The organism is Nostoc sp. (genome assembly GCF_036917235.1).
In the GTDB taxonomy this organism is placed as follows: domain Bacteria; phylum Cyanobacteriota; class Cyanobacteriia; order Cyanobacteriales; family Nostocaceae; genus Nostoc.
Genome location: NZ_JBALDU010000080.1, coordinates 15,858 through 29,857, shown reverse-complemented (window position 1 = coordinate 29,857; position 14,000 = coordinate 15,858). Strand labels below are relative to the sequence as shown.

Here is a 14,000-nt window from a genome sequence, read left to right as displayed (position 1 = left end):
AATCCAGCTTTGAGGCTTTATTTTCTAACATTAACTGTTTTTAATTAAATAGCGGAAAGTGAAGCGCCAAAAGGGTTTTAGTAATTGGAGTTTACCACTCTGACAAAAGAGGGTTATTTTGAGGGTTGAAATTGAGAGTTAATTTATGACACATCACCGCAAAAGCTACGCAGTTTGGGAAATTACCTTAAAGTGCAATCTAGCTTGTAGTCACTGTGGTTCCCGTGCAGGACATGAGCGCGCCAACGAACTTTCTCCAGAAGAAGCTTTGGATCTCGTCAAGCAGATGGCAGAAGTTGGAATTAAAGAAGTTACTCTCATTGGTGGTGAAGCATTTCTGCGTCCAGACTGGCTGGAAATTGCCAAAGCTATCAACGAGGCGGGAATGTTATGTGGTATGACTACAGGCGGTTATGGCATTTCGTTAGAAACCGCCCAAAAAATGAAGGAAGCGGGAATTCGTAGCGTCTCTGTTTCTATTGATGGCTTGGAAGCAACTCATGACCGCCTGCGGGGAAAGAAAGGCTCTTGGAAATATGCATTTAAGACCATGAGTCATCTGCGAGAAGTCGGTATTCCTTTTGGTTGCAACACCCAAATTAACCGCTTGTCAGCGCCAGAGTTTCCGTGCATCTATGAGTGTATTCGTGATGCAGGTGCTCGTGCTTGGCAAGTTCAGCTGACTGTACCAATGGGGAATGCAGCCGATAACGCAGATATCCTCCTTCAACCCCATGAACTGTTAGATATTTATCCCATGCTTGCCCGTGTGGCGCGTCGTGCTTACCAAGAAGGTGTGCAACTTCAGGCGGGAAATAACATTGGTTATTACGGCCCTTATGAACGATTGTTGCGGGGACGGGGAAAAGAGCATGACTTCTCATTTTGGCAAGGTTGCGGTGCAGGACTCTCAACCTTGGGAATTGAAGCTGACGGAGCGATTAAAGGTTGTCCCTCACTGCCGACTACTGCCTATACAGGTGGTAACATTCGAGAACAGACCTTGCATGATATTATCGAGGGTGCAGAAGAACTACGCTTCAATCTAGGAGCAGGAACACCTGAAGGGACAAAACACCTGTGGGGTTTCTGTAAAACCTGCGAATATGCTGAACTTTGTCGTGGGGGTTGCAGTTGGACTGCCCATGTTTTCTTTAATAAGAGAGGTAATAATCCTTACTGTCATCATCGCGCTCTTGTTCATGCCAAACAAGGTATGAGAGAGCGTGTAGTTCCCAAAGTCAAGGCGCAAGGATTGCCATTTGATAATGGCGAATTTGAGCTAATTGTTGAGTCTACAGATACTTTATTGCCAGCAAACGACCGATTACACTTTACTGCTGACAGCATTCAGTGGTCGGAAAGTTGGCAACAAGAACCCGAATTTTCTTACTTTTTAGTGAGATAATAAATCATGGTAGAAAATTCAGAAATTGACACAATTTCAGAGAACAAAACTGACCTTGAGTCATCATCATCTCAAGAATTAGAGAAAATCTCACTACTTCCACGTTCAGCTTGGAATAGCCAATTAAGCTATTTAAAAGTGCTGTTAAAAGCAAAGCAAGTCCTGGATAAAAGCTGACAGCTTCATTAGAGATATCGAGAGATTTAGCTCGTAAATTAGGAGAGAATTACTCCCCGAATATTTACGCGCAAATTTGTTAATTAACAAAATCAACACAGGTTTTTTATGGCATCAAGAATAAGTCTAACACTAACAACTCAAAAGTTACTTTCTTTCAATGGTAGAACTAATCTCAATAATAGACCCGATCCCAAGCCCGATCCTAGCCCTAATTTTGCTACCGCTGAAGGGGATGCAACTTTTTCTAACTATAGTGAAGGTGCTGCAAGCATTTTAACTTCTACCGAGGCAGATACATTAGTTAAAGGTGGCGTAACTGCTGCAATTGCTGAGGCTCAAGCAAGTTTTGATCCAACTTTTTCATCACTTTTCACTCAGGCTGCTGTCGTTGGATTAAGTGGTCAGTTTGAAGGTACTTCCAACAGCGAAGCAAAGATACTTGCTAGTTTTGCAGTTGGTCGTAATGAAAGCTTCTCTTTTGATTTTTCAGCAAATTTAGCATTGGCAGCTAAAGAAATTGAAAATCCTGACGTTGAATATAACAAAGCTCAGTCTACAACCACTTTTTTGGTATTAGATACCACAAATCCTAACAAGGCCAGAGTTTTAGATTATTTTGGCATCCAGGGTAAATTAGTCTCCTCTGATAAAATCGGGGATCTAACATTTGGTCGTAGTGGCAATGTCACAATCGACAGTCGTGATAAAGATTCTGATATTAATGGCAACAATGGTAGTGACTTCTTGGATGGTAATGCTGTTGGGACTTATGAACGGAATTTTAAGCGCAATACCAACTTAACTATAGTCAAAATTAATACTAGTTCTGTTGAATTGGCAGGAGATACTTTAATCGGCAACCTGGGTAGAGATGTTATCTATGGCACGATTCGGAAGGATAATCTGACGGGAACCAACGGGGCAGACAAACTTTATGCCAGCTTGGGGGATGATAAGCTATCTGGAAAAAGAGGTAATGATAACCTCGACGCCGGCCAAGGTAATGATTCGCTAGATGGTGGCGATGGCGATGATACACTCTATGGCGGTAAAGGCAATGATACACTCTATGGTGGTAGTGGTAATGATGTCTTAGTTGGTGGCGAAGGTAATGACACATTTACTTTCAAACGTAGCGATACCTTGTTTAAAAAAGACTTTGATGTCATTCAAGATTTCCAGGTTGGTGTTGATAAGCTTGTATTAGATGGCTGGGGAAGTCGAGGTAACATTACAGATACCAGCGATGGCGCTCTTCTCACCTTTAATTCTTTATCTCTGAGTAATTCTTTATCTCTGGGTAATTCTTTGTCTCTGGGTAATAATCCTCAACAAAGCATACTATTTTCAAACGTGAGTGCCAGTGATATCAGTTCGGTAATATAATTTGCTTAAGGCTAATTGCTCGTTTCATTTCCTAACAGACTCTGATTGACAAAGCATCTCAGTCAAAACAATCGGGTGAGTAAAAAATCTGATTGCACAAGAAAATGTCGATACTTTTTCTGGGAGAGATTTTGCCAACAGGAACCTCTATAGTGTACGCACTGAAATTACTTGAGTTGGTAATGTTTGATCGCTAACTTTAGGTTTATTTCTCGCCCATACTGTTGACAAAATCTCTACCTTATCTTAACTAAATAGACTTGCTTTATTAACAGGCAAAAATAGGTAAAATATTTTATTGATAGTTATCACTTATGTTCTGAATTTATAGTAATCTATAACAATATAATATCCAATTCAAATATAGTTATGAATACTACAAATATTTCAGAATCTAGAGTTAAATTTCTTATTCAAATTGCCGTGCAAACGCATCAGTCAGGTGACAAGGATGAAGCTGAATGGCTAGATCAAACAGAAGTGGCTGAAATCCTCGAACTAGCAGTTCAACAGCAACGAGACAATAGTTTATTGGAGGCGGAACAGCTATATAGTCAAGTTCTGGAAAAACAACCTGATAACGCTGAAGCAATATATGGTTTGGGAATGTTAGCGCAGCAGATGGGGCAACTCCAAACTGCTGAACAGTGGCTAAGTGCGGCTTCACAAGTTCAACCAAATTCTGTTAAAACTTGGTTCAGTTTAGGTAATTTGTATTTAGTTCAAGAACAGTTTTCCCAAGCAGAGAAAGCTTATCGGCAAGCTTTAGTTTTATTACCTAACTCACTACCAATTTACAACAACTTGGGCTATACTCTGCAACAACAAGGATTATTTGAAGAAGCAATTCACTATTATCAAAAAGCTCTAGAGTTAAAGCCAGACTTTATCGAAGCAGAGACTAATTTGGGCAATGCGTTACACGCTCAAGGTAAGCTCTCCAGCAATCAACAAATGTACTATGCACAATTAAATAATCAATTGGGTGTTAACCGGAAAAAAGCAGGGGATTTGAAAAATGCTGTAACTTGTTACAAGGAAGCGATCGCACTACAACCAAATTTGTTAGAAGCCCATTATAACTTGGCTTTGACGCTGCAAGAACAAGGGGAATTAGAAGAGGCGATCGCATCCTATCAAAACCTCTTAGAACTTAATCCCAACTATGGAGAAGTTTACCTGAATTTAGGCAAAATTTACCAACAGCAGAATAATTTAACAGAGGCGATCTCTGCTTATCAACAAGGGTTAAAGCTGATTAATCCCCACTATGCTAAAGTATTTGCAGCTACCCAAGACAACAAAGAAGAGATATCAGCAACTCCCCTACTTCCTCAAGGAGAGGTGCAAATAGGTGAGTATTACTTTCCACTAATCCCTCCAGTATCAGAAACGGAAGACAAGCGACCTTTTTGGAGTGTGGTTATTCCTGCATATCAACGTCCTGACTATCTACTAGAGTCCTTAGTCAGTGTCCTAGCTCAATGGTCAGGTACTGAGGAAATGGAAATTATTGTGATTGATGATGCAAGTACGCCACCTCTGTATCAACTAGTAAATGCGATCGGGCGAGGTATAGTACGCTATTACCGCAATCCGCAAAATCTCAGACAGCAGGGAACTTGGAATGCAGGAGTTAGTAATAGTCGAGGATTGTGGATTCACTTACTTCATGATGATGACTATGTGTTGCCAGGTTTTTATACTCGCCTCAAGCAGAGTCTAGAAGGTTGTCCAGATTCGGTTGGAGCAGCTTTTACAGGTTATGAAAATATCAACGAAACAAGAGAAATTACTTTCCGCCAACAATTATACGGGACAGATAAAGGTATAGTTTCAGACTTACTGCTATATATTGGTGTAGCAAACCCATTGAATCCGCCTGCTGTTGTGATTCGTCGAACAACCTATGAACGGCTAGGTGGATATCATCCAGAATTAACCTCTACTCTCGACTGGGAACTCTATAAACGGATCGCTACCTTCTATGATTGGTGGTATGAGCCAGAAATTTTGGTTCATTATCGCGTGCATTCCCAAAGTATGAGAACTGAACTTTCCTTATCTGGAGATCGGGTAGCATCAATCCGTCGTTCTATTGAGATTTCTGAAAGCTATCTTCCAGCCGATCTTTGTGCAGGAATTACAGCACAATCACGTAAACATTACTTCATTAGTTGTTTAGCAGATACAGAAGTTCCTCTCAAGGCTGGCGATCTTACTGGCGCTTTTCGCACACTTGAAGAGATTCTCAAAATCGATCGGTCTGCTGAGTCACTAGCACAGTTATTTACTTGGCTGAGAACAGATATTGCCACTCCTGTAAGGGATGAGATCGCCTTCAGGTTGATCTCTTTGCCTCTCGATAATTAGATAGTCAAAACCCTAACTAAATACTGGGAGTTCGCCCATTTTTTTTGAAGTTAGAAAAATTGGTAAATGACGTAGAAATAAGGGTTTGGGAAAAATCAGGTTTTTGGATAATAGCGATCGCAATTTGGGACAAACGCTATAACCCTTATTTTAACGTTCCGTCTTTTTTATAACTGTCTAGAAAATGAGCAAACTGGGAGTAATAAATCATAAAAATACTTAAAATGACAACAATTACTGAATCTCTCCAAATAGCATCGAAACATTATAGAGCTAATGATTTAACCAAAGCCGAACAACTGTACCGTCAGATTTTGGAAGAACAACCTAAGCATCCAGAAGCCTTATATGGGTTAGGTATACTGGCACAGCAGTCAGGTAAGTTTCAAGATGCTGAACAGTTGCTAAATGCAGTCCTCCAGATTCAGCCTAACTCCGTCAAGGCTTGGTTCAGTCTAGGTAATTTATATCAAGCCCAAGGTCAGTTACCAGCAGCGGTGGAAGCATATCAGCAAGCCATAGCACTAAAGACAGACTCAGCGCCACTTTATAATAACCTTGGCTATACCTTACAACTACAAAACAAATGGGAAGAGGCAGTTGCTTGCTATCAAAAAGCATTAGAGTTGCAGCCCAACTGTATTGAAGCTGAAGCGAATTTGGGTAACGCATTGCACGCCCAAGGAAAGCTTTCTTCCCAACAACAGGCTCAATACGGGACATTAAACAATGAGTTAGGCAGAAATCGGCACCAAGTAAAAGATTTAAAGACTGCTGTGGCTTACTATCGAGTTGCGATCGCTTTACAGCCTGATTTGCTCGATGCTCACTATAACTTGGGAATTGCGCTTCAACAGCAAGGTGATTTTGAAGAGGCAGTAGCCTCTTATCAAAAAATATTGGAACTCTATCCTCACAACGGAGAAATTTACTTCAAATTAGGCAAAATTTACCAAGATCAAAACAAATTACCAGAGGCAATATCTGCCTATCAACAAGGGTTGAAGCTCACCAATCCCCACTACCTCAAAGCATTTGTAGCTGATGCAGAAACCGACAAACATCAGGAAGTGCCGATTACACCGGAGCTTCCTCAAGAAGAGGTAATTGTGAGAAACTATAAGTTTCCCAAGATTCCAGCAGTTGTGGCTAGTGAAAAAAAGAGGCCATTCTGGAGTGTGGTGATTCCTGCATATAAACGCACTGACTATCTTCTCGAATGTCTAGCTAGTGTTTTAGCACAATGGACTGGAGAAGAAGAAATGGAAATTCTGGTAATGGATAATGCCAGTACGCCGCCACTCTTCGATCTTGTGAATTCTATTGGCAGAGGTATAGTAAGCTACTACCGAAACTCGCAAAATATTGGGTTAGTAGGAAACCATAACACAGGTATTACACTCAGTCGAGGGCAATGGATTCACATACTTCACGATGATGATTATGTTCTCCCTGGTTTTTATTCCCAACTCAAGCAGAGTCTAGAAGATTGTTCGGATTCTGTTGGAGCAGCTTTCACAGGTTTTGATAATATTGACGAAAAAGGGATGTTTCTTTCCAAAGGGGATATTTTTTACTGGTATGGAGAAAACAAAGGTATTATTCAAGATTGGCTGTCACAGATTGTAGTGACAAATCCGTTGAGACCCTCGGCAATAGTTGTTCGGCGGCAAACCTATGAAAGACTAGGGGGATATTGTTCTGATTTGAGCGATCTTAACGGGTGGGAAGTGTGTAAACGGATTGCTACTTTTTATGATTGTTGGTATGAACCAGAAATTTTGGCTTGTTATCGCGTAGATACAAGTTTGTACGCTAACAAAAGGTCGAATAATCTTTTTTTGACAGGAAATCATGCAGTATTTCTTCGCCGTGCTATCGAGATTACAGAGAGCTATCTTCCTGAGGATCTTTGTACAGAGATGACAGCAAAAGCCCGTAGCTATAACTTTGAATATCTTCTAGAAAGGAGGGTAATCATTCCTCTAAGAGCCGGTTATCTGACTGGTGCTTTGCGTATGCTTCAAGAAGCTCTAAAAATCGATTGTTCTCCTGAAGCGATTGCCAAGTTATTTGCTTGGTTGACTCAAGATGAAGCTGCTCCCTTACGGAATGAGATTGCTACCAAGTTGCTTGCTATTCCTGGAGAAAATATTCCAGACAAGATTCCTGCTGAATTAAAATCCCCACAAACTGCGATCGCACTATAAGATATGAAAATACTTGTAACTGGAACTGAAGGTTATATCGGCTCATTATTAGCTCCTCTGTTGATCCAAGAAGGTCATGAAGTTATTGGTTTAGATACTGGCTTTTATAAAGTAGGTTGGCTATATAACGGCACCAAAGTAACTGCCAAAACCCTCAACAAAGACATCCGCCATATTACAACAGAAGACCTACAAGGCATAGAAGCAGTAGTTCACATGGCAGAACTCTCTAACGACCCTTTAGGTCAGTTAGCCCCTGATATCACCTACGATATCAACCACAAAGGCTCGGTACATATAGCGAAACTGGCGAAAGCAGCTGGAATCCAACGCTTTGTCTATACTTCGTCATGCAGTGTCTATGGTTTTGCCACTGAAGACTACGTTAGCGAAGAGTCTACCATTAATCCCCAAACAGCTTATGCCAAATGCAAAGCACTTGTCGAACAGGATGTGAAACTCCTTGCTGATGATGGCTTTTCTCCCACCTTTCTCCGAAATGCCACAGCCTATGGCGCTTCTCCAAGAATGCGCTTTGATATTGTCTTAAACAATCTAGCCGGTTGGGCATGGACAATTAAAGAAATCAAGATGAACAGCGACGGTACACCTTGGCGTCCCCTAGTGCATCTATTGGATATCTGCAAAGCAATTATCTGTACCTTAGAAGCTCCGCGTGATGTAATTCATAACCAAATTTTCAATGTCGGTGATACAAATAGCAACTATCAAGTCAAACAAATTGCTCAAATAGTTGCAGATGTTTTTACAGATTGTCAATTGAGCTTTGGTAAACACGATCCTGACAACCGCAGCTATCGGGTTTTATTTAATAAAATTAACCAAAAATTACCAGGATTCAAATGTGAATGGGATGCCCAGCGCGGTGCCCAACAACTATATAATATTTTTCAGCAAATTGATATGAATAGAGGAACATTTGAGTCTAGAGGCTTTACCCGCCTGAAACAACTGGAATACCTCATTGGCACTCAGCAAATCGATCGAGATTTCTTCTGGCAGACTGTTTAAAAGTTTCATATCATATAATAACTTATGAATTTACTAAAGCCAACAAATAATCAGCTAATAACTGGTAATTGTCTATTCTGTGGAACAGGCTTACAGCATACCTTTATAGATTTAGGTATGTCTCCTCCCTGTGAAAGTTATCGCAGTCTCAAACAACTCAATGAAGTAGAGCAATTTTATCCTCTGCATGTCTATGTTTGTGAGGAGTGTTTGTTAGTTCAACTCCAAGAATACATTAGTCCAGAAAATATTTTTAGCGACTACGCTTATTTTTCTTCCTACTCTGATAGCTGGTTACAACACGCCAAAAAATACGTTGATTTAGTAGTAGAACGTTTCCAATTAAACCAGGAAAGCCAGGTAATAGAAATTGCTAGTAATGATGGCTACTTGTTGCAATACTTTGTTGCCAAAGGCATACCAGCGCTGGGAATAGAGCCAGCAGCAAATGTTGCTGAAGTAGCAATTAAAAAAGGTATTCCTACAGTTGTCAAATTTTTTGGACAGGAGACAGCGCAAGAACAGGTTGCTAAGGGCAAACAGGCAGATTTATTACTCGGAAACAATGTTCTTGCTCACACTCCATATCTCAATGATTTTGTCAAAGGAATGAAAATTATCCTCAAACCGCATGGTGTAATTACTATGGAATTTCCCCACTTGATGCGGTTAATCGAGGAAAATCAGTTTGATACTATTTACCACGAGCATTTCTCTTATTTTTCCTTTATTACTGTAGACAAGATTTTTGCTGCTCACGGCTTGACAATTTTTGATGTAGAAGAATTAACCACTCATGGTGGTTCTTTGAGAATTTATGCCCGCCACAATGAAGACTCTTCTAAACCTATTAGCGACCAAGTATCAGAACTTAAAAATCGAGAAGAAGCGGCTGGTTTTACGCAATTAGAATACTATTTTTCCTTTGGTGAACAAGTTAAAGAAACTAAACGCAACTTATTAGATTTTTTGATAAAAGTTAAACGAGAGGGAAAATCGATTGTTGGTTACGGTGCTCCAGGTAAGGGAAATACTCTCTTAAACTATTGCGGTATCCGCACAGATTTTATTGACTATACAGTAGACCGTAACCCTTATAAGCAGGGTCAATTTTTACCAGGAACTCATATTCCGATTTTTCATCCAGACAAAATTGCCGAAACCAAGCCTGACTATATACTAATATTACCCTGGAATCTGAAAAATGAAATTATGATACAAATGGCTTACATTCGGGATTGGGGAGGTCAATTTGTTGTACCAATTCCTGAAGTTAATGTCTACTCTTAAGTATTTAATATTTTTGCTCGTCAAAAAGGGGTAAGTGACATGAAAGTAGTTTTATTTTGCGGTGGCTTAGGAGCCAGAATGAGAGAATATTCAGAAAGTATTCCTAAGCCAATGGTGAATATTGGTTATAGACCCATATTATGGCACGTCATGAAATACTATGCTCACTATGGGCACAAAGATTTCATCTTATGTCTTGGTTACAAGGCCGACCTCATTAAAAGTTATTTCTTAAATTACAATGAATGGCTTTCTAATAACTTTAGCCTTTCCAAGGGTAGCCAAATTCAGTTGTTTAATCGAGATATTCAAGATTGGAATATTACATTTGTAGATACAGGGTTAACTGCTAACATTGGTCAAAGATTCAAAGCAGTAGAAAAGTATCTAGAAGGAGAAGAAGTATTTTTAGCTAACTACAGTGACGGTTTGACAGACTTACATTTACCAACGTATATCAATAATTTTTATCAGCGTGATAAAATTGGTAGTTTTTTATGTGTCAGACCAAGCCAAACTTTTCACTTAGTTGATATGCAAGAGGATGGTTTGGTAAAAAATATCCAAGATGTAAAGGAATGTGATATTTGGATTAATGGAGGATATTTTATGTTTAAAAAAGAGATTTTTAACTATATAAATTATGGCGAAGAACTGGTTATGGAGCCTTTTCAAAGATTGATTGCGAAAGAAGAACTTTTTGCATATAAATACACTGGCTTTTTCGGAGTAATGGATACATTTAAAGAGAAACAACAGTTGGATGATATGTATGCTCAAGGCAAAAGACCTTGGGAAGTTTGGGGAGATGAACAAGTACAAGTCGACCATTTATGATCCAACTTAGTTTGAATAAGACAGACGAATCTGAGTACAAAATTCTTTGTCTCGGCTCTCATTGTGATGATATCGAGATTGGTTGTGGAGGTACAATCTTAAAGCTGATAGAGAATTATCAAGATGTTGCGATCTATTGGGTTGTCTTTAGTTCCAATGAGCAAAGAGCAGAGGAAGCAAGCACAAGTGCTAGTCTTTTCTTAAAAGAAATTCCAGTCAAGAAAATTATCATTAAAAATTTTCGAGATGGCTTTCTACCTTTTCAAGGGATAGAGGTGAAGGAATGCTTTGAACAGTTGAAGCAAGAATTTTCACCAGATATAATCTTTACTCATCATCGAGACGATCGCCATCAAGATCATCGCTTAATTTCTGACTTTACTTGGAATACCTTTAGAAATCATTTAATTTTAGAATATGAAATACCCAAATATGATGGTGATTTGGGTATTCCTAATTTCTTTGTCCATTTAAATGAAACACTCTGCCACCGAAAAATTCAATATATTTTAGATGCGTTTGCTACCCAGAATAATAAGCAGTGGTTTACAGAAGAGACTTTTCGTGCGATTCTCAGAATTCGTGGGATTGAATCAAATTCACCGAGTAAATATGCGGAAGCATTTTATTGTCGAAAAATGTTTTTCTGAAAAATTAAAAGTTGAATTTAATCTCAGGTTTGTAAATTTATGATATTTACTGAAACTAAAATAAAAGAAGCGTTTATTGTTGATTTAGAACTGCACCGAGATATTCGCGGCTTTTTTGCTCGGAGTTTCTGTACTCAGGAATTTCAAGATCGTGGCTTAAAACCTACTATTGCCCAATGCAATTTATCTTTTAACTATAAAAAAGGAACATTGCGGGGTATGCATTATCAAATGCCTCCTTCTCAGGAAACAAAATTGGTGCGTTGTATCAGGGGGGCTATTTATGATGTAATTATCGATTTGCGTCCAGATTCTCCTAGCTATTTATCTCATATTGGTATAGAGTTAACTGCTGAAAATCGTCTTGCTCTCTATATCCCAGATAGGTGTGCTCACGGTTTTCAAACTCTGAGCGATGAGACGGAGGTGATGTATCAAATGGGTGATTTTTATGCACCTGAATATGCTGGCGGGTATCGCTATGATGACCCAGCTTTTGGTATTGAATGGCCTCTACCTGTGACTGAAATTTCGAATAAAGATCGGGCTTGGAGTTTATTTGAATCGAAAAAAATTGTAACGACTACGGTGATGTAAGACTTTTAAGATCAATTTAAAAATATATAGTTGCTGAGTAAATATAGGATTAGGAACACACAGAGGCGCAGAGACACGGAAAATCAAAATTTGAAAAATTAAATTTTGAGTTTCATACTTAAAACTGTGTTCAAACTTTGTTACAGCACATAAGGGGCGAAGTGAATACAATTTATTTTGATTCGATTTTTAGTGATGAAATCAGACGCAAGCATCTTTATAATGGACAATTGTTTGTCTTTTCTCCTTGTGCCAGTGCGATCGCTCTATGTGATTTTGCTCGTAGTATGGTTGAAGAAGCGTTTGCCCCTTTAGATCCGAGAGAAGCACAACATAGCCTGCCTGTAGAGAAATACGTTGAGATTTTAGCACAACTCAAGCCAGCTTTTATCCATCACCCTGAATCTAAACAACTCATTCAAGGCATCTTGAAAGAAAGTGGATGTGACTTGAATAAAACCTATTTCGATGTACCTCGCCTGAGAACAGCAACCAGCGATCGCTATCTGACTGCTGGTATTGCTTACGCTTTCCATCCTCATCGTGACATCTGGTATTCTGCTCCTCTGTGCCAGATCAACTGGTGGATTCCTGTCTACGATATTACCCCAGAGAATGCGATGGCATTCCATCCGCGTTACTGGAATCAACCAGTTAAGAATAGCTCAAGAGATTATGACTACGCTCAGTGGATTAAAGAAAGTCGCAGAAATGCGGCACAGCACATTAAAACAGATACGCGCAAGCAACCCCATGCAGAAGAAACTTTAGAAATGGAGCCGCAATTGCGGTTAATTACACAAGTCGGTGGCATGATTCTGTTTTCAGGAGCGCAGATGCACTCCACTATTCCCAACACATCAGGCTATACCCGTTTCAGTATTGACTTTAGAACCGTACATTTTGATGATGTCATAGCTCAAAAGGGTGCGCCAAATATTGATTCAACTTGTACAGGAACTTCTTTAGGCGACTTCTTACGAGGCACTGACTTCTACCCGATTACTGACACATTGTTGTTGTCTACAACAAACAATCTCTTGTAGAATAACTTTTGTTTTTCAAACTCCAGTCTGTGAGCAATAAATGGTGAACTATGTTGAAAAGTTGTCTGGACAAACAATACTAATTACAGGTGCTAGCGGATTTCTAGGATCTCATTTAGTCCGTCATTTATGCCACAATGGTGCAGAAGTACATGCTGTTTCTCGCAGTTTTCATACTTGTGATATAAGCTGCTTGCGATGGTGGCACGGTGACATGGAAGACATTAAGTTTGTTCAAAATATTTTCCACAGCATTAAACCTGACCTAATCTTCCATTTATCCGGTCTTGTGACAGCAGTTCCTAATCTAGAGTTCATATTGCCTACCTTTCACAGTTTACTGACTAGTACTATTAACTTATTGACGATAGCTGCCGAAATTGGTTGTAGTCGCATTGTGTTAATAGCTTCTTTAGAGGAACCAGAACAAGATCGTCCTGAAGTAGTTCCTTCTTCTCCTTACGCTATTGCTAAATTTGCTAGTAGTACTTATGGTCGGATGTTCCATCGACTCTATCAGACACCTGTAGTTCTTGTTAGACCCTTTATGACCTATGGGCCGGGGCAAAATGTGTCTAAGATCGTTCCTTCTGTTATTCTTTCCTTGTTGCAAGGGCAAGCTCCAAAACTTAGTAGTGGAAAGCGTCAAGTTGATTGGATTTATATCGATGACGTGATTGCAGGACTTCTCGCTGCAACACAAGTTCCTAATGTAGAGGGTTGTACATTCGACTTAGGTTCGGGAGAACTAGTACCCATTCATGCAGTTGTGTCCCAGCTTGTTAATCTGGTCAACCCTCAAATCCAGCCACTATTTGGTGCTTTACCTGAGCGGCCGATGGAAAGAATAAGAGTAGCTGATACGGCTTATACATACGATAAACTAGGTTGGCAACCTTCAATTTCTCTAAAGAAGGGCTTGGAATTGACTGTAAATTGGTATACAAAACATCAATAAAAGATTGGATACACCAATTAACAAGGATGCTAC

Annotated in this window: 12 protein-coding genes; all 12 read left to right on the top strand. The window is 39.5% G+C overall.

The window, feature by feature from the left end; all coding sequences use genetic code 11:
* Positions 1 to 145: 145 nt before the first annotated feature.
* The 12 genes from V7K44_RS23125 (at position 146) to V7K44_RS23070 (ending at position 13,967) form a co-directional block, all read left to right on the top strand.
* A complete protein-coding gene (locus V7K44_RS23125) occupies positions 146 to 1,408 on the top strand; it encodes a nif11-class peptide radical SAM maturase 3 (RefSeq protein WP_334934753.1) in 1,263 nt (420 codons plus the stop codon).
* 6 nt (positions 1,409 to 1,414) lie between these two features.
* Positions 1,415 to 1,585, top strand: coding sequence for a hypothetical protein (locus V7K44_RS23120; RefSeq protein WP_334934751.1), 171 nt, complete (start codon positions 1,415 to 1,417; stop codon positions 1,583 to 1,585).
* Positions 1,586 to 1,693: 108 nt separating this feature from the next.
* Complete coding sequence (locus V7K44_RS23115; RefSeq protein ID WP_334934749.1) at positions 1,694 to 2,974, top strand: calcium-binding protein; 1,281 nt, start codon at positions 1,694 to 1,696, stop codon at positions 2,972 to 2,974.
* 369 nt (positions 2,975 to 3,343) lie between these two features.
* Complete coding sequence (locus V7K44_RS23110) at positions 3,344 to 5,347, top strand: tetratricopeptide repeat protein (RefSeq protein ID WP_334934747.1); 2,004 nt, start codon at positions 3,344 to 3,346, stop codon at positions 5,345 to 5,347.
* 224 nt (positions 5,348 to 5,571) lie between these two features.
* On the top strand, positions 5,572 to 7,557 hold the full coding sequence (locus V7K44_RS23105; protein WP_334934745.1) for a tetratricopeptide repeat protein: 1,986 nt from the start codon (positions 5,572 to 5,574) through the stop codon (positions 7,555 to 7,557).
* A 3-nt stretch (positions 7,558 to 7,560) separates the two neighbouring features.
* Positions 7,561 to 8,589: an NAD-dependent epimerase/dehydratase family protein gene (locus V7K44_RS23100; RefSeq protein ID WP_334934743.1), complete on the top strand. Its 1,029-nt coding sequence runs from the start codon at positions 7,561 to 7,563 to the stop codon at positions 8,587 to 8,589.
* Between the two features lie 24 nt (positions 8,590 to 8,613).
* Positions 8,614 to 9,879 (top strand): class I SAM-dependent methyltransferase, encoded by a 1,266-nt coding sequence (locus tag V7K44_RS23095; protein WP_334934741.1) that lies wholly within the window; start codon positions 8,614 to 8,616, stop codon positions 9,877 to 9,879.
* Between the two features lie 39 nt (positions 9,880 to 9,918).
* Positions 9,919 to 10,716, top strand: a complete 798-nt coding sequence (locus V7K44_RS23090) for a sugar phosphate nucleotidyltransferase (protein ID WP_334934739.1) — start codon at positions 9,919 to 9,921, stop codon at positions 10,714 to 10,716.
* A complete protein-coding gene (locus V7K44_RS23085) occupies positions 10,713 to 11,366 on the top strand; it encodes a PIG-L deacetylase family protein (RefSeq protein ID WP_334934737.1) in 654 nt (217 codons plus the stop codon). Before V7K44_RS23090 ends, V7K44_RS23085 begins: the two co-directional genes overlap by 4 nt.
* A 39-nt stretch (positions 11,367 to 11,405) precedes the next feature.
* A complete protein-coding gene (rfbC, locus tag V7K44_RS23080; RefSeq protein ID WP_334934735.1) occupies positions 11,406 to 11,963 on the top strand; it encodes a dTDP-4-dehydrorhamnose 3,5-epimerase in 558 nt (185 codons plus the stop codon).
* A 161-nt stretch (positions 11,964 to 12,124) separates the two neighbouring features.
* Positions 12,125 to 13,009 (top strand): hypothetical protein, encoded by an 885-nt coding sequence (locus tag V7K44_RS23075; protein WP_334934733.1) that lies wholly within the window; start codon positions 12,125 to 12,127, stop codon positions 13,007 to 13,009.
* 40 nt (positions 13,010 to 13,049) lie between these two features.
* Positions 13,050 to 13,967 (top strand): NAD-dependent epimerase/dehydratase family protein, encoded by a 918-nt coding sequence (locus V7K44_RS23070; RefSeq protein WP_334934731.1) that lies wholly within the window; start codon positions 13,050 to 13,052, stop codon positions 13,965 to 13,967.
* Positions 13,968 to 14,000 lie beyond the last annotated feature (33 nt).